The following is a 21,285-nucleotide window of genomic DNA, read 5'->3' as shown; positions in this document are numbered from 1 at the left end:
CTCCTACCCCGAACGAGGGGCGACCGAATGGAGCGAGGCGAACCGTGGGCGCTCGCTTTCGCGAGAGTCCGGAGGCTCGCCCCGGGTAGTGATTCCGGGGGTAGTAAGGTAGAGATAAGAAGAGTCGGGCCTGTGCGTCAAGAAATTGAACGATGAGCGGTAATGCCGAATCGTGTTACGCAAGCGTTTGTTTTTCTGCACATAACTAAGTGATTGTTTGTATGGAAAATCACTGCGCAGGCCCCGCGCCAGAGGTGTTTTATTGCCGACGGAAGGTCTGGTCGCGGATCGTGATATGCCAACGACCAGCCAAAGTGCACAGCATGTTGCTGTCAATACTGCGGCTGGTCGCGAGCCCGTCGATGGCGATCAAAGATGCACTTCCACCGCCAACGGCAGGTGATCCGACAGGTGCGTCCACGGCTTGTTGCCGAGGATCTGCGGGTCATGGCTGCTGGCATTGCGCAGATAGATCCGATCCAGGCGCAACAACGGAAAGCGTGCCGGATAAGTCTTCGCCGGGCGGCCATGATGGCGCTCAAACGCTTCGTGCAGATAATCGCGCCGGGCGAGGGCGGTGTTGCCTTGCAACTGCCAGTCATTGAAGTCGCCGGCGATGATCACCGGAGCATCGTCCGGCAACGATTCGAGCAACTGGCAAAGCAGCTGCAACTGCAATTGGCGATGGCTTTCGAGCAGACTCAAATGCACGCAAATCGCGTGGACTTCGGCATGGCCCGGTACATCCAGCACACAGTGCAACAAGCCACGGCGTTCGGGGCCGGTGATCGACACGTCGAGATTGCGGTATTCGCGGATCGGGTATTTCGACAACAGTGCATTGCCATGATGGCCGTCGGGATAGACCGCGTTGCGCCCATAGGCGAAATCACTCCACATGCTGTCGGCGAGAAATTCGTATTGCGAGGTTTGCGGCCATTCGTTGTAACGGCTCGAATGCCGTTCGTGCTCACCCACTACCTCTTGCAGAAACACCAGATCGGCCGAGGTACTGCGTACCGCCTCGCGCAACTCCGGGAGAATGAAACGCCGGTTGAGCGCGGTGAAACCCTTGTGGGTATTGACCGTCAACACACGCAGGCGATGAATGACGGGGGCGTCGACGGCATGACGCTTGGGATCGCTGGACACGGTTACTCCTCTGAATCCTGAGTGCCTGTTCATGCGACTGATGGGTGAGGGCGGCAGTTCCGTCTGAAAACACCTTGATGTTGGACGGACGGTCAAATCCGATCGCTGATTCGTCAGCGACCGAACCACAATTGAACCCGCCCCAAGGCGCACAAGCCGGCGGATTCTGGCGTAGCTGTAGGCAATTACGCAAGGATATGTAGCCTGATTACGTGTCTTTGCGTGTTATTTAAACGTAGGTGTTCAAAAGCCAAAAATCGCAGCCCTTGCAGAGTGGCCACAAATCCCTGTGGGAGTTGATTGCACTCCAAAATGGCAAATGTGTAGGCCCTGTAGGAGTTGCCGAAGGCTGCGATCTTTTGATGTTGCTCTTCAAAAAACAAAATCAAAAGATCGTCCGATCGCGGCCCGAGCCTGCGGCAGCTCCTGCAACGGAGGCGGTTTTAGACGAAGACGATTTCATACGGCAAACGCATCCGCTCAAGGATCACCGGCGGCAGCATCGGCGCGATGCCGATGGCCGGTTCGCCCTTGAGCTGGCTGGCGTAGGCGTGGGTGGCGTGGCTTTTGCGCGCGACGGTCCAGGTGTCGAGGCGCAGTTTGCGTGCGCGTTCCCAGGGGATCAGTTTTTGGTCGCGCTCCGGCCAGTGCCATGCCCAGACCGGCACGTCGTGGAAGGTCGCACCGGCCAGTTCAGCGGCTTCGGCGCTGGCGCGACCGACCGCTTCATGATCGTCGTTGCGGTCGCCGCGCCAGGTGCTGAACACCACGTCGCCGGGGCGCAGGTAGCGGCCGATGAACTCGGTGAGCTGACTGTGCTGATCGTTCAGGGCGTTGTCGGTGAAACCGCCGCGCACCCATTTCAGGCTGTGCATTGGCAGACCGAGACGGCGCAGGGCTTCGACACTTTCCTGCGGGCGAAACACGCTCAGGCGTTTTTCCGACCATTGCCGGGAGCCGGGGTGACTGGCGCTGCCGTCGGTGATGGACAGCAACTGCAATGGATGGCCGAGGCTTGAAAGTAATTGCAGCAGACCGCCGCAGGTCACGACTTCATCGCCGGGGTGCGGGGCGATCACCACGGCGCGGGCGCCGGGTGGCACGAGGCTGCGGGTGTTGATGACAGGAATGTTGTCCAGTTGCGGGGCGCTGTTCCAGATTTGCGCCGACGGACTGTTTTCGGTGAGCGATAACGGTTTCATGGGTGCGACGTCCTTGTGTGGTCTCGCCCTCAGTCGTGCCCGTGACCATGAATATCTGGCGCGGCCGACCCGTGAAGGCTGGTTGATTGCGGTGCGACGCTCCGAACCCTGGATTGCCGCGCAGCAGAGTATTGCTCATGAAGTGACGTTCGTCGCGTCACAGATCAATCTGATCCGTATTTTTTTGCTCTATCTGTGCCAGTTTTCGCAAATAGTCACCAAATCCGCCTCGCGCACGGCTGTCGAAACGAGCGCTGGTGTGAACTTGCGGGCGGTGACTCCAGGCGATGTTTGCGCCAACCAGTTCCAGCTCGCGCACCAGTTGCACATCTTCATCGCACGCCAGTGGCTTAAAGCCGCCGGCCCAGCGATAGGCATCAGCGCTGACGCCCAGGTTAGCGCCGTGGATATGCCGATGGCCATCGCAGGCGCGGTAGTGACGGTGGTAGCGGATTTGCGCCGCGGCATCGAATGACTCGTGCCAGCGCTCGACCGTGACGGTGCCGCACACCGCGTCGGCGCCCAATCCGAGCTGGGCCACCAGCCAGTCATCGGCGACGCGGCTGTCGGCGTCCGAGCAGGAAATCCAGCGGGCGCCGCGCTCCAACAGCACCTGAGCGCCGGCAGCGCGGGCCTGGCCGACATTGCGCGCGTCGATGTGCAGGCTCAGCACCGGGTAGTTATCGACAATCTGTGCCGAGCGGTCGGTGCAGCTGTCGAGCACCACCAGCACTTCAACCGGTTCGCCCGCGAGCAAACCGTGGCGGCTCGCACGCATGGCGGCGCTCAGGCACTCATCGAGCAGGTCCTCTTCGTTGTGCGCCGGAATCAGAATGCCAATCATCGCAAACCCTCCAGCGCGGCCACCGAACGGGGCTCACGGCTCCAGACTTCAAGGATGAAATCCGCCTCTTGATGCAGCACCAGACGCGGCAGCTTGAGTTGCTCGTGGATCAAGTCGTGAACCTGCCGTGCGTTCAGCGGGCAATCATCAATGGGCGGGCGCCAATGGCAGGCGAGCAATTGCCCGTCGGCCGTCAGGGAATCACTGATCCGGCGGATCAGGTCTGTCAGATCCTTGCCGTCGAGGTAGTAGCCGATTTCGCTAAATACAATCAGGTCGAATTTTTCTTCCGGCCAGTCACCTGGCAAGCGACTTTGCCGCACCTGAGCGTGGTCAAACAGGCTCAGTCGGGTGGTCGCCAGTTTGACCGCGGCGCTCGCCGTGTCACAGCACAGCAAGCGGTCGCAGCGCGTGGCCAGTTCAGCGCTCAACTCACCGTTGGCGCAGCCCGGTTCGAAAATCGAGCGGTAATGCGGGCGCGGCAATGCGGCGAGAGTGATTGCGCGTTTGCGTTGCTCGTACCAGCGCTCGCGAAAGGCCCACGGGTCGTCGTTGCCGGCGAACAGGCCATCGAAGTAGCGATCTTCGACGCTCATAGAAACACCACCTCGAATGGCTGCAGCAGGCGATCGAGCACATAGGGCGCCAGCACCGGGCCAAGCCCTGCTTCGGGATCGCCTTCCAGTTGACTGGCGAAGGCATGTACAGCATGGCGTTTGCGCGCCACCTGCGCCGGCGACAACAGAATCTTGCGCGCCCGTTGCCACGGCACAGCGGCGTCTTCGGGCGTTGCCCAGTGCCAAGTCCACACGGGCAACTCGTGACAAGTCGCACCGACACTTTGCGCCGCCTCGGCACTGGCGCGGCCGACAGCCTCGTGATCGCAATGGCCGTCCTCGCACCACGTGGTGAAGACCACATCATCGGGGCGCAGGTGGCGTTCGATAAACTCGCTCAGTGCCTGTTCTTGAGAGGCCACTTGCGTATCGCTGAAGCCGCCGCGCAACCATTTCAGGCGATGCATGGGCACACCGAGCCGGCGCAATGCTTCGGCGGACTCCTGTGGGCGAATCATGCTGAGGCGCTCGACGGGCCAGCGTTCGGAACCGGGATGACTGGCGCTGCCGTCAGTCACGGAGATCAACTGCAACGGACGGCCAGCGGCGGCGAGCAGTTGCAGCAAGCCGCCGCAGCCGAGCACTTCGTCATCGGGGTGCGGGGCGATGACCACCGCACGCGAGCCCGGTGGCACCAGATCAAGAATGTCGATGCGTTGCAGTTGCGCCAGATGTCGGGAGCCCTGCCATTGCTGCAGGGTCGTGCCTTGGCCGACGATTGGATTATCTTTTTTGACGGCGTTCATAGCGTCCATGCCTCTTTCGGTTGCGCGGCGACGATGTGGCCGAGGGCCGCGAGGTCGCGTTCGGCGTGGCTCTGGCGCAGGAAGACCGGCAGGTCGGCGAGCAGTCGGGCGAAATGCCGATTCTTGCAGTAAGGCCCGGCACCCAGTGCGCGGCCGACGTCGCGGATGACTTGCTCGGCAGACTGTTCAACCACAGCGCGGGCACGCCGGGCCAACAGTTCGGCGTTGGCTTCGGGGTGCGCATCGATGTGCAAAGCGCTGAAGCGCAGGACATCGGCCGCCGCCTGCAACGCCGCATCGACCGCGCCGAGATGGGCAAGGGCGTGCGGCTCTTCATGTTGCGCGCAGTGTTGGCGCAGCGCCTCGGCAATCTGCCGCGCGGCGCCGTACCAGCAGGCGGCAATGCCGATCCCGCCCTGCCAGAAACCCGGGCGTTGCAGGTAGTCGCCGGGGTTGCCGATGGCTTGGCCCTCGGCGCCCTCGAACACTACTTCGACGCTGCCGGTGGCGCCCATGCCCACCGCTTGCCAGCCTTGATCGGTAATGCTCACGCCCGGTTGATCGAGCGCCACCGCCACCAGTTGCTGCTGATCATCGGCATCCCACGCGGTGAGCAGCGCATGGCTGAGCACCGCCGCGCCGGAACACCAGGCCTTGCGCCCGTGCAGCGCGACCATGTGCCCGGCGGGGCGCACTTGTACCCGCGCCTGCGGTGGTTCCGCGGCCCACATGCCCCAGGTGCTGCCCGGCGTTGGCGAACCACCCAGTTGCTCGATGATCGACAGCGCGTCGGTGTGACCTTCGTAGAGTTTGCACAGCCCCAGATCATGTCCGCCGACATCGGCCAGATGCCGGAAGCGCTCCAGCGTGTGGCCACTGCCCGGCAGCGGTAAACGATCCAGCCCGGCCTCGACCATCGCCCGCAGGCAACCGCCGAGGGCTACGATGTTGGCGTAGTCCGGTGGCCGGCGCGCGAGATAGTTCTGCAATTCCATATCAATCTTCTTCTTCGCGTTGCAGTTCAAACAGCAGCAACGAACGGCCGGTGACTGAATATTCGTGACCGAAGTCGAAGCGTTCCTGACCGCGAATCGACGGCTGATTGGTGTCGATCATGCAGGTCCAGAAACTGCCTTCAGGCACTTCCGGCAAGGTGAAGTTGACGATGTCGTGATGGGCGTTGACCACCAACAGCAGGGTCGCGTCGGCGCCCTTGCGGCGAATGCCGGTTTCCTGCGCGCGGCCATCGAGGAGCATGCCCAGGCACCGGTTGTGCGCATCGTGCCAGTGTTCGGTGGTCATCTCGGTGGCATCGGGGGCGAGCCAGGTGACGTCCTTGACGCCGATGTCCTCGTTGTATTCGCCGACCAGGAAGCGGCCGCGACGCAGGATCGGGTAAGCCAGGCGCAACTTGATCAGGCGTTTGACGAATTTCAGCAGGGCTTTGCCGTCCTCGCTCAGGTCCCAGTTGACCCAACCGATTTCACTGTCCTGACAGTACGCGTTGTTGTTGCCGTCCTGTGTGCGGGCGAATTCGTCGCCGGCAACGATCATCGGTGTGCCTTGTGACAGCAGCAGGGTGGCGAAGAAATTGCGCATCTGCCGATGGCGCAGCGCATTGATTTCGGGATCGTCGGTCGGGCCTTCGACACCGTGGTTCCACGACAGGTTGTTGTTGCTGCCGTCCTGATTGTTCTCGTCGTTGGCTTCGTTGTGCTTGTCGTTGTACGACACCAGATCGTTGAGGGTGAAGCCGTCGTGGGCGGTGATGAAGTTCACCGACGAATACGGCCGCCGTCCGCGCTGGTTGAACATCTCGCCAGACGCGGTCATGCGACTGGCGAAGTCGGCGACCTGACCGTCATCGCCTTTCCAGAAGGCGCGCACGGTGTCGCGGAACTTGTCGTTCCACTCAACCCAACCCGGCGGGAAGTTGCCGACCTGATAGCCCCCGGGGCCGCAGTCCCACGGTTCGGCAATCATTTTCACCTGACGCAGCACCGGGTCCTGACGGCAGGCGACGAGGAAGCTGTGGCGCTCATCGAAACCGTCGTGATAGCGGCCAAGAATAGTCGCCAGATCGAAGCGGAAGCCGTCGACGTGCATCTCGCTGGCCCAGTAGCGCAGCGAGTCGGTGACCATTTGCAGCACGCACGGGTGGCTCAGGTCCAGCGTGTTGCCGGTGCCGGAATCGTTGATGTAGAAGCGTTTGTCATCCGGCATCAGTCGGTAGTAGGAGGCGTTGTCGATGCCGCGCATCGACAGGGTCGGGCCTTGTTCGTTGCCCTCGGCGGTGTGGTTGTAGACCACGTCGAGGATCACTTCCAGATTGGCCTCGTGCAGGTGCGCGACCATTTCCTTGAACTCGGCGATCTTGCCGCTGGCGAGATAGCGCGGGTCCGGGGCGAAGAACGCGATGCTGTTGTAACCCCAGTAGTTGGTCATGCCCTTGTGCAGCAAATGCTGATCGTTGACGAAGGCATGGATCGGCAGCAACTCGACCGTGGACACGCCAAGTTTGCGGATGTGTTCCAGCACGTCATCGACCATCAACCCGGCGAAGGTGCCGCGCACGTTCTCCGGCACCGACGGGTGACGCATGCTGATGCCGCGCACGTGGGTCTCATAAATGATCGTTTTGTCCCAAGGAATGCTGACGCGGTGGTCGTTGCCCCAGGTGTGCGCCGGGTCGATGACCTTGCACTTGGGCACGAACGGCGCGCTGTCGCGTTCGTCGAAACTGAGGTCAGCGTCGGGATGGCCGATGGTGTAGCCGAACAGCGCTTCCGACCATTTCAGCTCGCCGACCAGTTGTTTGGCGTACGGGTCGATAAGCAATTTGTTGTGGTTGAAGCGATGACCGTTGGCCGGGTCATACGGGCCGTAAACGCGATAGCCGTAGATCAGCCCGGGATGCGCGTCGGGCAAATAACCGTGGAAAATCTCGTCGGTGTATTCCGGCAGTTCGATGCGTTCGAGTTCGACCTCGCCGGTGTCGTCGAAGATGCACAGTTCGACCTTGGTGGCGTTGGCGGAGAACAGGGCAAAGTTCACCCCCAGGCCATCCCAGGTCGCACCGAGCGGGAAGGGCAGGCCTTCGCGGATTCTCGAGGGTTCGGCGTGCGTGACGGGCTCGGCTTTGTTTGGACGGGTCATGATTGCTCCTGCAAAAATCGGGGGTCGTTCGGTTAAATCTGAACCTGTGGCAGAGTGATTTTGTGGTGAGGGGATTTATCCCCGATCGGCTGCGTAGCAGTCGCAAAACCATTGGATGCGGTGTGGCAGATGCTCCGCATTTGTTGTTTTTGGGGTCGCTTCGCAACCCATCGGGGATAAATCCCCTCACCACAGAGGTCTTCACCCACATGGCGGTTAGTGTTTTTTGAGGACGAGTTGGCCCTCTGTGGCGAGCAAGCCCGCCACACGGTTGTTCAGTTCAATAAAACGGGTAGCGTCAGTTCGCCGGGGGCTTGCGCGCAGCTCGCGGCTTTTTCTCGACGGCTTTTTCGCCCGGTGGAATCACTTTCGCAGCACTTGCTGGCTTGGCTTTGGCCGGGGCTTTGGGTTTGGCGGCGGGTGCTTTCACCTCGGCGGTTTTGCCGGCAGCCTTGCTGCCCGCCGCCTTCGGCGATTTTTTCGGCGCCAGGGCTTCGGCTTCGGCCAGCTTGCGCGCCATTTCCCAGTGGCGATCTTCCTGGCCTTCGGGTTTACCCTCCGACTCCCAGATCTGATAGGCGAATTCGCGGATGCGTTTATCGTCGGTGCTCATCGCAATGCTCCTGAACTGAACTCATGCTTTACGTTAAGTGTTGGATAAAGAGATTGACCGGGACATCCCCCAGCGCGTCGCTGATATTCAGCTCCCTGTTTTTTGTGACTGCGCCGCTCGAAAAAAGTCCCTTCAGGTTTGTGTCGGAGGCGGCGAACGGTAAAACCACCCGCGTATCGCCCCAGCGCAGCGCATCGACCTGAGGTACAGCACTGTTTTCCAGCAGGGTTGCGCAACGGACCGGCACGATCACGATGGCTTGCATTCCCTCATGTTCACGGGCAAACGCGAGCACGTTGTGCGCCCGGCTGCCCAGTACCTCAAGGGCCTGATACGAACCCCGCCGGAACAACTCGGCGTGCTCGACACGCAGGTTCAGCACCTGGGCAATCAAGGCTTGCTTGATGCGCCCGTCACGCCAGTTCGACAGCATTTCCCCGACCGGCACGGGTGCCTGCAAGGCTTGCTCGCGAGCGGCGTAATCCACCGGCCGGCGGTTGTCCGGATCGACCAGGCTGAAGTCCCAGAACTCGTTACCCTGATACAGATCCGGCACCCCCGGCACGGTCATGCGCAGCAAGGTTTGCGCCAAGCCATTCAGCGCACCCGCCGCCGCGATGCTGTTGACGGTTTTACTCAGCGCCGCGCGTAGCAGTTCACCTTCATCACCGGTCAGGAGTTTTTCGGTGAACGATTGCGCGGCGTTTTCATAGGCCTCGTTCGGTGCGCTCCAACTGCTTTGCAACTTGGCTTCGCGCAACGCTTTCTGCTGCCATTGCCAGATCCGTTTGGCGTAGTCGGCAAATCCGGCCTGATCATCGTCGCGCAGCTCCAGCGGCCAACTGCCGATCAGGGCCTGATACAAAATCAGCTCGTCGCCGGTAGACGGCATCTGCTCGTCACTGCGCACCGGCCGGGCGAGGGCACGCCACAATTCGATTTGCTCGGCATACCAATGGCTGCGCTCGCTGAGTACGGCCAGACGCGCGCGGGTGTCTTCGCCGCGTTTGTGATCGTGGGTGGCGGTGGCTAACAGGTTGTTGGGGAACGCCTCGAGGCGTTGCTGATTGAGGGCGTGGAAGTCGCTGAGCGGTGCGCTGAATTGCTCGGTGTTGTAGCCGACGTCATTGCGCGACAGCAGCACCGCCGAACGATACAGCGCGGTGTCTTCCACGGCTTTGGCGGCCGCCGGCGACGTCAGTTGCTGGAAACGCACGCATGCATGTTTGAGGATTTTTCGTGAACGGCCTCGGGGCTTGTGTCTCCACGGCGTGCCGCCGAGCCAGGCTGCCAGACAATCGAGCACCGGCCAGTCGCCTTCGCCCAGTGTCTGCCGCGCACCGTCCATGGCCTGCTGAAAGAATTCTTCATCCTGGGCCGAGCGACCCATCGCGCTGATGTAAGTGCGGTACACCGGGAAATGCACGATCAGCGCCTGCAAAGCCCGACGGATCGCGCCGAGGGTCAGGTCACGGGTCATCAGGTCATCGCGGGCGACCTGCAGCAAGGCTTGAGCAACGCTTTCGAAATCGCTGGCCAGCGAGCCATTGAGGATCTGCTGACGCGCCAGTTGCGCTTCTTCGATAAACGCCGCAGGGCGCTCGGTGCGCCGTTGCCACAAGTCACCAAGGATGTGTTCGCCGTCCGGATCGTGTTGCAGCAACGACAGCTGATTCATGAATTCGTAACCGGTGGTGCCGTCCACCGCCCAGTCGCGGCGCGGCGTTTCACCGGCGCCGAGGATCTTCTCGATGTAGATCGGCAGATGCCGCCCGGGTGCGAGCAGATCGACACGGCGACGCAGTTTGCGACAGTAGCCGCGTGGATCGGCGAGGCCGTCGATGTGGTCGATGCGCAAACCATCGACCAGGCCTTCAGCGATCAACTGGAAAATTTTGCCGTGAGTCGCTTCGAACACCGCCGGGCGTTCGACGCGCAGACCGCCGAGTTCATTGATATCGAAGAAGCGCCGCCAGTTGATGTCGTCGGCAGCAGTGCGCCAACTGGCGAGGCGGTAACTCTGCCGTTCCAGCAATTGATGCAGCTTGTGGAAGCCTTCATCGGTAGTGGAATCGTAGGCCTTGAGGTTGCGCTGGATGGCGTCGAGTATCGACGGATCGCTCGCCAATTGCCGCAGTTCTTCCTTTAAAGGAACGGCCAGTGAATGCGCGTCGGTCTGGTCGCTGAGCGCGCTGAAGCGCTGAGCCAGTGACCTCAGCGCATCATCACCGTTAAGAAAATCAGCGTAATCGTTCGGGCAGATCGGGAAGTGATGGTCGTAGTGCTCGACATAAAAGCTGCCGCGCTGCGCATCAAACTGCAGTTTCAGCGTGCCTTCCTGCAATGCCACGCCGTAGTCACTGCCGAGAAACGGCAGCAGTAACTGGCCTTCCATCAACGGGTCCGGCGAGTGCCACTGAATGTCGAAAAACTCGCCGTAGGGGCTCAAGCGTCCCCATTCGAGGAGATCAAGCCACCACGGATTGTCATTGCCGCCGACCGCCATGTGGTTGGAGACGATGTCGAGAATCAGACCCATGTCGTGGTCGCGCAGGGTGCTGACCAGCCGCCGCAGCGCCGGTTCGCCGCCCAGTTCCGGGTTGACTTGCGTCGGGTCGACCACGTCATAGCCGTGCATCGAACCGGCGCGAGCGGCGAGCAACGGCGAGGCATAAATGTGGCTGATGCCGAGCCGGGCGAAGTAGGGCACCAGCGGCACCGCGTGTTCGAGGGTGAAGCCTTTATGAAATTGCAGGCGCAGGGTGGCGCGCAATGGTTGGATGAGCGATTGATTCATTGGTCACGCTCGGCAGCCTGCAGGCGCGCGCACGCCAGAAGTTCCAGACGTCGCGCGGCATCCGCGCCGTCGAGCAACGCCTCACTGGTGCCCGGCAAACGCCGCGACCAGTTCGGGTGCGTGTCGATGGTCCCCGGCAGATTGGCCTGCTCGTCAATGCCCAGCGCATCTTCAAGCGGCAGCAGCACCAGCGGCGCTCGGGTATGGCCAAGGAAACGCACGCTGGCGTCGACCACTTGATCGGCCTCGTGGGACTCTTCGCGGAAGTTCTGCGGGTCCTGACTCAGCGCACCGCGCAGACCTTCGCGCTCACGCTGGCGGTGGCGTCGCCATTCGATTTCACCGTTGGCATCGACAAAACCCAGGCGTGCATTCCAGTCGATGTCGCGGCCATGCCACCAGCCGTTGAGCGTCGGCAGATCGTGGGTGCTGGTAGTGGCCAGCGCATTGTCGGGCCAGTCGAGAATCGGTTTGAAATGGGTGTTGTCCTGCTCGAACAACAGTACGCGCATGCCGAGCATTGAACGGGCGATGAGCTTTTCCTGGAGACCGTCGGGCACGGTGCCGAGGTCTTCACCGAGCACGATGGCTTGATGACGATGGGATTCGAGGGTCAACAAACGCAGCAGATCATCCACCGGGTAATACAGATACGCACCGTCGGCGGGCGCCGCGCCGTTGGGAATCACCCACAACCGTTGCAGGCCCATCACATGGTCGATGCGCAGGCCACCGGCGTGGGCGAAGTTGGCGCGGAGCATTTCGATGAATGCGCGAAAGCCATTGCGGATCAGGCCTTCCGGGGAAAACGCGGAAATACCCCAGCCCTGACCCGAGCGATTGAGGATGTCCGGCGGTGCGCCAACGGTCAGCGAGGCGAGCAGTTCGTCCTGAAAGCTCCAGGCCTGACTGCCGGCGCCATCGGCACCGACCGCGAGGTCGGCGATCAGGCCGATGCCCATGCCGGCGCTGCGTGCGGTGGTTTGCGCGCGTTCGAGGCAACGGTGGATCAGCCACTGGCAAAAGGCGAAGTAACCGATGCGCTCGGCGTACTCCTCGGCAAACGCTCCAAGGGCGGCGCCGCGTGGGTCATGCCAATGCTCGGGCCATTCGCGCCAGTCGAGGCTTTCGCCGCGGGCGGCGCGCATCTCTTGAATGGCCTCGAAGCGGCAATGGTTCTCAAGTGCTTCACCACCGGCGTGACGGAAACTGGCGAAGTCGGGGTGGAGCGGGTGATCGCCGGCGACAAAACCCTCGTACAAGGCTTGCAGAAGTTTCTGCTTGGCTTCGGCGGCGGCTGGCCAGTCGATGAGTTTCAGGCTTTCCAGTTGGGCAAATTGCTCCGCCAGACCGCTGGCCTCGATGGCATCGCGCAAGGCGCGCTCGCCAAGAATCGCGCCCGGCGCGGCATACAGCGGGTTGAGGAACAGACGGCTGGACGGCGAATACGGGCTGTAACGTCCGGTGTCGGCGCTGAACATCGCATGCAACGGGCTGATCGCGAGGGCGTCGGCGCCGCGCTCACCGGCCACGCGAGCCAGTTCTTCCAAGGCCTGGGTGTCGCCAAAACCGCCATCGCCGGGGCGACGCAGACCATACAACTGCACGCTCAGGCCCCAGGCGCGGGGGATCGGATTGTCAACCGCGTCGCCGACGCTGAAGCAGCGCTCCGGCGCTACGGCGAGCGTGAAGTATTGATCGTCAATGTGAACCTGCTGATAGCCGACCGGGATCAGGCCGGGCAGTATCGCCTCGGCGTCGAGTTTCAGGTTCATTCGCGAACCGTCCTCAAGGTGGATCTCACACGGCGTCTCGGGTTTGAAATAGCGCGCCAGATCGACGCCGATACCGACGTCACTGGTCAGCAGCGGCGGCAAATGGCGATCTTGTTGGACTTGTTGCAGTTCAAGCAGGCTGGCGTCGATTTCCTGGGCAGTGCTGGCGGGGTGGCCCAAGCCGATCAGGACATTGCGCAATACCGCCGGGGCGACTTTTTGCGGGCGGCCGTTGGCGTCGATCCAGTCGACCGCGAGGCCGGCCCGGCTGGCCAGAATTTCCAGTTGCGCATCGCTCATAGGCGCTCTCCATTCAGAGGTTGCAGAGGGGTTGCGGCCGTGAGGCTGACGAGCGCGCAATACGGGGGCAACAGGCCCTCATCCGACATTTCGATCGCAGGTGGCTTTTGAAACAGCCACACCGCGCCGGTCCGTGGAGGGTTGACCACTGCCGTATCGCTGAGGTTCAGGTCGATTCGCAGCTCACTGCCATCGCCCAGTCGCCAGCGTGCGCTGACGGCGGCGTGGCCGAGCATGTGCGCGCCCAGTGCTTGCGTGCCGGAAAGATTGGGGATGATGTAGCGATGGCGCAATTGCAGCAGTTCCCGGTACAGCGCAAGGGTTTCCTGTTGCTGCGGCGTGCCGTTGCCGAGCAGTTCGGGGCGCGACGTCTGGAAGGTTCGTTCGTCGTTGGGATCGGGGATTTGCTCGCGTTTGTGTGGATCGGTGAAGGCGCTGAACCCGGCGAATTCGTTGCGCCGACCTTCGCGCACCAACTCGGCCAGTTCGCCGTGATGGCTGGTGAAAAACAGAAACGGCTGTTCGGCGGCAAACTCGTCGCCCATGAACATCAGCGGGATCATCGGCGACAGCAGCAACAATACCGTCGCCGCTTGCAAGGCGCGCGGATCGGCCAGTTGATGCAGACGTTCACCGAAAGCGCGATTGCCGATCTGGTCGTGGTTCTGCAGAAACAGGACGAACGCGGTCGACGGCAGATGTTCGCTCGGCTCGCCCCGTGGTTCGCCGTGACGGGTGATATGGCCTTGAAACACGAAGCCCTGGCTCAGGCAACGGACCAGCTGTTCGGTGGGTTGCAGCGCATAGTCGGCGTAATAGGCATCGGTTTCCCCGGTCAGCAACACGTGCAGGGCGTTATGGCCGTCGTCGTTCCACTGCGCGTCGTAGTCTTCTTCCAGCAAACTCGACTGGTTGAGCTCATTCTCGACGGTCAGCCAGACATGGCGGCCGGGATCAACCTGTTGGCGAATGCGCTGCGCCAGTTTTCGTAGAAAACGCGGGTCCTCAATGGCGTGTACGGCGTCCAGACGCAAGCCGTCGAAGCGATACTCCAGCAACCACATCAATGCGTTTTCGATGAAAAACTCGCGAACTTCACGACGCCGAAAATCGATCCCGGCGCCCCATGGCGTGTGCTTGTCCTCGCGGAAGAAGCCTTTGGCGTAGCGGCTCAGGTAGTTGCCGTCGGGGCCGAAGTGGTTGTAGACCACGTCAAGAATCAACGCCAGACCGTGGCCGTGGGCGGTGTCGATCAAGTGTTTGAGCTGTTCCGGCGTGCCGTAGGACGCTTGCGGTGCGTAGTGCAGGACGCCGTCGTAGCCCCAATTGCGGTCACCGGGAAACTGTGCGATCGGCATCAGTTCGATGGCGGTGATACCCAACTCTGCGAGCCGCGCCAGATGCTGTTCAACTGCCGCAAAGCCGCCCAGCGCGCCGACATGCAACTCATAGATGACCGCTTCGTTCCACGGCCGCCCGTGCCAGGTAGTGTGTTGCCATTGATAAGCGTCAGGGTCGACCACCACGCTGTAGCGGTCGATGTCGCCGTCCTGAGCGCGGGAGGCGGGGTCAGGCACCTCTATTTCACCATCGATGTTGTAGCGGTAACGCGTGCCCGCCGGACAGCGGGCCTCGATCATGAACCAGCCGTCTACCTGGGGCAGCATCGGCAGCGACTGGCCATCTTGCAGTTCGACGCTTACGGAAAACGCGTCAGGTGCCCACAGTGCAAATTGTGTGTGTTCGGCGTCCAGCTTGATCGCGCCGTGGGGCCAGTTCTCTTGGGTCCGTAACGGCATCGTGGAAAACTCCCTGATTATTTGTGGTGTGCTTTACCCAGCGCCTTGGCGACCAGTTGTTCGTAAAGTTCAGCGTACGGTTCGACGGCTTTGCACCAATTGAACGGTGCGGCCATTGCGCGGCAACGCATGGCGTTGAGCAGTTCGGGAAAGGCGAACACCTTGAACGCGCGGCTCAGGGCTTCGCGGTAACTCTCGACGGTGGATTCGTCGAAGAGAAAACCGGTCACGCCGTTTTCTATGGTGTCGGCCAGACCGCCGGTATTGCGCGCCACCGGCAACGAGCCGAAACGCTGGGCGTACATCTGACTCAAGCCACACGGTTCGTAACGTGAAGGCATCAACAGGAAGTCGCTGCCGGCAAACATGCGGCGGGCGTCGGTTTCGTTGAAGCCGATGCGTACGCCGACCTGGCCGGGGAAGCGCAATGCCAGTTCGCGCATGGCTTGCTCTTCTTCCGGTTCGCCACGGCCGATGATCGCGATCTGGCCGCCGTTTTGCACGATGTACTCGGAGACCGCTTCGGTCAGATCCAGACCTTTCTGGTAGACGAGCCGCGAAACCACGGCAAACAATGGGCCTTCGGAGTCTTTCAAACCGAACAATTCGCGAACGTGAGCGGCGTTGACCGCTTTGCCTTCCCAGTCGCCGATGTGGAACGGCGCGAACAGGTGTGGATCGGTGGCCGCGTCCCAGCTCTCGTCAATGCCATTGGGGATGCCGCTGAGCAAGCCTTGCTGGGTCTTGGCGGCAAGGAAACCGTCGAGTCCGCAGCCGAAATCCGGGGTGGTGATTTCCTGTGCGTACGTGGCGCTGACCGTGGTGATGTGGCTCGAATAGGCCATGCCGGCCTTGAGGAACGACATCTTGCCGTAGAACTCCATGCCTTCCTGTTGCAGCGCGTGGGTCGGAATGCCCAGCTCCGGGCAAGAGCCGAGGCTGGTCACGCCTTGGTAGGCGAGGTTGTGAATGGTAAACAGCGTCGGGGTGCGCTGACCGCGCCAGTGCATATAAGCAGGCGCCAGGCCAGCCGGCCAGTCATGGGCGTGCACCAGATCCGGGCACCAGTGGATTTGCGCGAGGTTGGCGGCGATATCGGCGGCAGCCAGGCCCAGACGGGCGAAACGAATGTGGTTGTCCGGCCAGTCGCGGCCGTTGTTGGCGCCGTAAGGCGAGCCTTCACGCTCGTACAGTTCGGGGCAGATCAGCACGTAGATCACCAGCCCGTCCGGCATGTCCATGCGCCCGATCTTGCACGGCGGCAGCGCTGCATGGCCGCCCAGTTCGCCGATGATATGAATTGGGTTTTCGCTGTGCATCACTTGCGGATAACCGGGGATCAACACCCTTACGTCATGCAGATGCGCCATGGCACGGGGCAGGGCGGCGGAAACGTCACCGAGGCCGCCGGTCTTCACCAGATCGGCAATTTCCGAGGTGACGAACAACACTTTTTTCTTGTTGGGATTCTGACTCGCTACCGGAGTCAGCGTCTTGGTGCCGGGGATGTTGATTGATCGGCTGCCGGGAACGCTGACGGTGCTCGCTTCGCCTACTGACTGCTGAGCACGTTCTCCCTGAATATCCAATGCCGCACTGATCATATGAATCTCCCGTGTCGTTGATCTGATTCTTGTCTTGAACAAACCCTGTCCATGACCACGTCCTGTGGCCGGGCGCAAACGCGCCGCGCATCGGTAAGCAAACGCTACCCAACACGCGCAAGCAGAATGGGTGAAGAGGCCATTGCAAGGATTGCACCAGTCGCTTTGGCCCTGCCTTTCAGATGACCCGACGCGATCAGCAAAAGTTTCGATAATTTTTCCAGTTTGTAACCGGCCGGTTTTGCCCCGCGAAAATCAGTCTAGGCCAGATCCTAGAGCGGGCCAGAGCAAATGGGTAAATTGTTCGACAATCGGTTGGGGGGCCACGGAAATCGCGGTGTGAGGGTGCAAACGCACCGACGAAGTGCAGGTTTTTTGGCAGGCGCGGATCAAAACGGTGACTGATCAGTCACAATTTTGTGCTGGCGGGGAGGGCGGTCGCACTGTTGTGGTGCGAACAGTTTGTTGATTTGTTGCTTCTGAAGGCTCTTCGCGAGCAAGCCTGCTCCCACAGCGGATTTCTGTTGTTACACAAATCTGGTGTTCAACACAGATACCCTGTGGGAGCGGGCATGATCGCGAAGGCGCCGGTGAGTCCACCCACAGCCATCGGGCAGGCGTCAGTTCAGTTGGCGAAGCGGATTGCCGGCCGCCCAGGCTTGAATATCCTCGATCATCTGCGAAAAGAACTGCTCATAGTTCTGCCGACTGACATAGCCCACGTGGGGCGTCGCCAGCACATTGTCCAGTGTGCGAAACGGGTGCAGTGCCGGCAAAGGCTCCTGCTCGAATACATCCAGCGCTGCACCGGCAATGCGCTGTTTTTGTAATGCCTTGATCAGTGCCGCTTCATCGACAATCGGCCCACGGGCAGTGTTGACCAGCAGTGCCGTCGGCTTCATCCAGTCCAGTGCCTGCGCATCGACCAGCCCGCGACTGCGTTCGCTGAGCACCAGATGCACTGACAGCACATCGGCCTGTTCGAACAATTGCTGCTTGCTCACATAGGTCACGCCGACCTGCTGTGCGCGTTCAGCGGTAAGGTTTTCGCTCCAGGCAATCACGCGCATACCGAACACCTGTCCGAACTGCGCTACACGCTGGCCGATGCTGCCCAGCCCGAGGATACCCAAAGTCTTGCCATGCAGATCGCCACCCAGGCCCTGCTGCCAGCGGCCTGCACGCAATGAGTTGGCTTCATTCAGCAGATTGCGCGTGGCGGCCATGATCAGCGCCCAAGTCAGTTCCGGCGCGGCATGTTTGTAGCTGTCGGTGCCACAGACCTTGATGCCCAGTGCCGCCGCAGCCGCCATGTCGAGTGCGGCATTGCGCATGCCTCCGGTGACCAGCAGCTTGAGATTAGGCAGGCGCTTGAGCAGGTCTTCGTCGAATCGTGTGCGTTCGCGCATCACACAGATCACCTGGTATTGGCCGAGGCGCTCGGCCAGGGTCGCGTTGTCGGCCGGGTAATCGTGTTCGAACGTCACCTCACCGAGGCTATCGAGTACCGACCAGTCGACCACGTCGCGAGCCACGTCCTGCCAGTCATCGATCACTGCAATCTGCACCGCCATCAGCCTTACCTCATCAACGAACGGGATTGATTTTGTCCAGCCAGCCGAGCAGCGCCTGATGGAACTGCGTCGGTTCTTCCATTTGCGGCGCGTGGCCCATGCCGGGGAATTCCACCAGTGTCGACTGCGGGATCAGCTTCGCCACTTGTTTGCCGAGCACGTCATAGTGACCGATTTTCGCTTTCACCTCGGGTGGCGCGAGGTCTTTGCCGATGGCGGTGGTGTCCGACGTACCGATCAGCAGCAGTGTCGGCATTTTCAGGTCTTTGAACTCGTAATACACCGGCTGGGTGAAAATCATGTCGTAGATCAGCGCCGAGTTCCATGCCACCTGGGTTTTGCCCGGGCCCTTGCTCAGGCCGGCGAGCATGTCGACCCAGCGGTCGAATTCCGGTTTCCAGCGGCCATCGTAGTAGGTGGTGCGCTCGTATTCACGAATGCCTTGGGCGCTGACTTTCAGCTCGCGCTGGTACCACTGATCCACGGTGCGGTACGGCACGCCGAGGGCTTTCCAGTCTTCCAGACCGATCGGGTTGACCAGTGCCAGTTGATCGACCTGCTCTGGGAACAACAGCGCATAACGCGTGGCGAGCATGCCGCCGGTGGAGTGACCTAAAAGGGTGGCCTTCTGAATGCCCAACGCCTTGAGCAATTGCTGGGTGTTGGTCGCCAGTTGCTGGAAGCTGTACTGATAATTGTCCGGTTTGCTGGAGGTGCAAAAGCCGATCTGATCCGGTGCGATGACCCGGTATCCAGCCTCGCTCAGCGCCTTGATCGAACTGTCCCAAGTGGCGGCGCAAAAGTTTTTGCCGTGCATCAGCACCACCGTGCGGCCGTTGGCCTTGCCGTGGGCGGCGACGTCCATGTAACCCATTTGCAGGGATTTGCCCTGGGACTGGAAAGCGAAATGTTTAAGCGTGTAGGGATATTCGAAGCCTTGCAGCTCCGGGCCGTACGCCGGGCCTTCGGCTGATGCGGCGGCGTGGGCGAACAGGGGGAGGGCAGCGGTAAGGAGCAGGCCCGGCAACCAACGGGAAATCGTGACAGACATAAGGTCAAACTCCGTTTGAAATCGGCCGATGCTGGAATGACCGGATTAGGGCGACGTTAAACACAGGCAACGCCTCGCACTGATCGTTCACTCCAGCCAGCCCAGCGTCAGCATCGCCAACACGGCATAACGCGCGCCTTTGGCGAGGGTGACGATGAAGAGAAAGCGCCCAAGTGGCTCGCGCATGACGCCGGCAATCAGTGTCAGCGGATCACCGATGACCGGCAGCCAACTGAGCAACAGCGACCAATGCCCGTAACGTTCATAGTGTCGGCGTGCCGTGGCCATGTGTCTGGCGCTGACCGGAAACCAGCGCCGATCCTGAAAACGTTCCAGCCCACGGCCCAGCCACCAGTTGACCAGCGAGCCGAGTACATTGCCCACGGTCGCCACCGCCAGCAAACCCCAGAGCCAGTACCGGTCGCTGACAATCAACCCGACCAGCAACGCCTCGGATTGCAGCGGTAACAGAGTCGCTGCGCCAAAAGCGGCAAAGAACAATCCGAGGTACGCGGCGCCCATCAATGGGCCGGGTAGTCCGCCACCACTACGTCAGATCCATCCTTTTTCAGGCCGATCACTTGATAGGCATCGCTCATGCCGTCCATTTCCATGCCCGGCGAGCCCATCGGCATGCCCGGCGCGGCAACACCGAGCAGATCGTCGCGCTTGCTCAGGGCCAGCACCTGTTCTGCCGGCACGTGGCCTTCGACGAATTTGCCATTGATGATTGCGGTGTGGCACGAAGCCAGGCGCGGTGGCACGCCATGTTGTTGCTTGAAGCTGCTCATGTCGCTTTCGACGTGATCTTCAACCTTGAAACCATTGGCTTCCAGGTGGCTGATCCATTTTTTGCAGCAGCCGCAGTTGGCGTCGCGATGCACTTCGATAGGGATCAAATCGGCGGCCTGGGCCAGGGAGGAGATGAACAGGGCGCTCAGGGCGAGCAGACGCAGATGGGTTCGCATAACGGATTCTCGGCTCGGGTGACGATCGGAAAGCACGCATTTTGACCGGTTTTTTCCGCCGGGCATCAACGCAATGTTTCCAGTTGTTGCAACGCGGACAGGCAGGATGATCGTAGATCACGGCTGACAGCTTGCTGAGCGCGAGATGACAATGTTGTCAGGTGGCCACGAATGACTATTGCGTGAACGAAGTAGAACCCTGTGGGAGCGGGCTTGCCCGCGATGGCGCAGAGTCAGTCAATGAATGTCTGACTGACCGGGCCCCATCGCTGGCTAGCCAGCTCCCACAGGGGTTATCTGATTGGCAAAAATCCCTGCACGAATCAGCGGACCTTGAAGCGCCCCATGATCGCACTCACCCGGCCATTGGCTTCCAGCAACTGACGGGTGTTGAGTTCGCTGGCTTGGCCGCTCTGCACCAGTTCATCAACCATGTGGCGGATCTGCACCATGCTGCGATTGATTTCTTCGGTCACCGCACTTTGCTGTTCGGCGGCGGTGGCGATCTGCGTGCTGAGGCTGTTGATGTGGCTGACCGAGCCGGCCATTTCATCCAGCCCGGAGTTGACCCGGGCGGTGGCGTCGGCGGCCGACTGACAGCTGGCCTGGGTATTTTCCATGGCACTGACCGACGAACTCACGCCTTGCGTCAGACGCGTCAACATCTCGTTGATTTCCGAAGTGCTGGCCTGGGTGCGGGCGGCGAGGGCGCGGACTTCGTCGGCGACCACGGCAAACCCGCGGCCCTGTTCACCGGCGCGGGCCGCTTCAATGGCGGCGTTGAGGGCCAGCAGATTGGTCTGGCCGGCAATCGCGCCGATCACGCCGAGAATCTCGGTGATGCGCTGGGCGTCCTGTTGCATGTTTTCAACTTTATGGGTGGCGCTGGCCACCTCGTCGATCAGTGCCACCACGCTGTTGGTTGCCTCGCCGACGACCACCCGCGAACGGTCGGCGTTTTCGTTGGCGCGCTGGGTAAATGCTGCGGTTTCAGCAGCGTTCTGCGCCACGCTTTCGGCGGTCGAACTCATCTCGGTAATGGCGGTGACGGTCTGATCGGTTTCCGAGGCGTGACGCAGGAGAATCT

At 61.2% G+C, this 21,285-nt stretch carries 16 protein-coding genes and 1 pseudogene; all 17 read right to left on the bottom strand.

Going from position 1 to position 21,285, the window contains the following annotated elements:
• Positions 1 to 369 precede the first annotated feature (369 nt).
• Positions 370 to 1,152: an endonuclease/exonuclease/phosphatase family protein gene (locus ACVVH8_RS15630; RefSeq protein ID WP_103302141.1), complete on the bottom strand. Its 783-nt coding sequence runs from the start codon at positions 1,150 to 1,152 to the stop codon at positions 370 to 372.
• A 443-nt stretch (positions 1,153 to 1,595) separates the two neighbouring features.
• Entirely contained in the window at positions 1,596 to 2,354 is a 759-nt protein-coding gene (locus ACVVH8_RS15625; protein ID WP_103302139.1) for a PIG-L deacetylase family protein, read from the bottom strand.
• A 157-nt stretch (positions 2,355 to 2,511) separates the two neighbouring features.
• On the bottom strand, positions 2,512 to 3,198 hold the full coding sequence (locus ACVVH8_RS15620; RefSeq protein ID WP_103302138.1) for a glycosyltransferase family 2 protein: 687 nt from the start codon (positions 3,196 to 3,198) through the stop codon (positions 2,512 to 2,514).
• Entirely contained in the window at positions 3,195 to 3,794 is a 600-nt protein-coding gene (locus ACVVH8_RS15615; protein ID WP_475224641.1) for an SAM-dependent methyltransferase, read from the bottom strand. The genes ACVVH8_RS15620 and ACVVH8_RS15615 overlap by 4 nt, the downstream gene beginning before the upstream one ends.
• Entirely contained in the window at positions 3,791 to 4,561 is a 771-nt protein-coding gene (locus ACVVH8_RS15610) for a PIG-L deacetylase family protein (protein WP_475224639.1), read from the bottom strand. Before ACVVH8_RS15610 ends, ACVVH8_RS15615 begins: the two co-directional genes overlap by 4 nt.
• Positions 4,558 to 5,556 (bottom strand): acyl-CoA dehydrogenase, encoded by a 999-nt coding sequence (locus ACVVH8_RS15605; RefSeq protein WP_475224637.1) that lies wholly within the window; start codon positions 5,554 to 5,556, stop codon positions 4,558 to 4,560. The genes ACVVH8_RS15610 and ACVVH8_RS15605 overlap by 4 nt, the downstream gene beginning before the upstream one ends.
• A gap of 1 nt (position 5,557) precedes the next feature.
• The gene (glgX, locus tag ACVVH8_RS15600) at positions 5,558 to 7,717 is read right to left on the bottom strand and encodes a glycogen debranching protein GlgX (protein WP_401296545.1); all 2,160 of its coding nucleotides are present in this window, start codon (positions 7,715 to 7,717) and stop codon (positions 5,558 to 5,560) included.
• A gap of 298 nt (positions 7,718 to 8,015) precedes the next feature.
• Positions 8,016 to 8,330, bottom strand: coding sequence for a DUF2934 domain-containing protein (locus tag ACVVH8_RS15595; protein WP_103302133.1), 315 nt, complete (start codon positions 8,328 to 8,330; stop codon positions 8,016 to 8,018).
• A 28-nt stretch (positions 8,331 to 8,358) separates the two neighbouring features.
• Entirely contained in the window at positions 8,359 to 11,127 is a 2,769-nt protein-coding gene (locus ACVVH8_RS15590; RefSeq protein ID WP_475224634.1) for a malto-oligosyltrehalose synthase, read from the bottom strand.
• Positions 11,124 to 13,202 carry a 4-alpha-glucanotransferase gene (gene malQ, locus ACVVH8_RS15585; protein ID WP_103302131.1) on the bottom strand — a complete coding sequence of 693 codons (2,079 nt, stop codon included), beginning with the start codon at positions 13,200 to 13,202 and terminating at the stop codon, positions 11,124 to 11,126. Before malQ ends, ACVVH8_RS15590 begins: the two co-directional genes overlap by 4 nt.
• On the bottom strand, positions 13,199 to 15,001 hold the full coding sequence (gene treZ, locus ACVVH8_RS15580) for a malto-oligosyltrehalose trehalohydrolase (RefSeq protein WP_475224632.1): 1,803 nt from the start codon (positions 14,999 to 15,001) through the stop codon (positions 13,199 to 13,201). The genes malQ and treZ overlap by 4 nt, the downstream gene beginning before the upstream one ends.
• Before the next feature lie 17 nt (positions 15,002 to 15,018).
• Positions 15,019 to 16,605: a glycogen synthase GlgA gene (gene glgA / locus ACVVH8_RS15575; RefSeq protein ID WP_103302129.1), complete on the bottom strand. Its 1,587-nt coding sequence runs from the start codon at positions 16,603 to 16,605 to the stop codon at positions 15,019 to 15,021.
• A gap of 620 nt (positions 16,606 to 17,225) precedes the next feature.
• The gene (locus tag ACVVH8_RS15570; RefSeq protein WP_401296538.1) at positions 17,226 to 18,179 is read right to left on the bottom strand and encodes a D-2-hydroxyacid dehydrogenase family protein; all 954 of its coding nucleotides are present in this window, start codon (positions 18,177 to 18,179) and stop codon (positions 17,226 to 17,228) included.
• A 13-nt stretch (positions 18,180 to 18,192) separates the two neighbouring features.
• A complete protein-coding gene (locus tag ACVVH8_RS15565; protein WP_212808941.1) occupies positions 18,193 to 19,230 on the bottom strand; it encodes an alpha/beta fold hydrolase in 1,038 nt (345 codons plus the stop codon).
• An 87-nt stretch (positions 19,231 to 19,317) separates the two neighbouring features.
• Positions 19,318 to 19,752, bottom strand: coding sequence for a VTT domain-containing protein (locus ACVVH8_RS15560; RefSeq protein WP_315445525.1), 435 nt, complete (start codon positions 19,750 to 19,752; stop codon positions 19,318 to 19,320).
• On the bottom strand, positions 19,752 to 20,198 hold the full coding sequence (locus ACVVH8_RS15555; RefSeq protein WP_103302125.1) for a DUF411 domain-containing protein: 447 nt from the start codon (positions 20,196 to 20,198) through the stop codon (positions 19,752 to 19,754). The genes ACVVH8_RS15560 and ACVVH8_RS15555 overlap by 1 nt, the downstream gene beginning before the upstream one ends.
• Positions 20,199 to 20,521: 323 nt before the next feature.
• Positions 20,522 to 21,049, bottom strand: a pseudogene (locus tag ACVVH8_RS15550) (methyl-accepting chemotaxis protein); the annotation flags it as partial.
• Positions 21,050 to 21,285 lie beyond the last annotated feature (236 nt).

Source organism: Pseudomonas trutticola BRTCR10, from assembly GCF_056155105.1.
The sequence above is the reverse complement of the archived record's forward strand: the minus strand, read 5'-3'. Positions and strand labels throughout refer to the sequence as shown.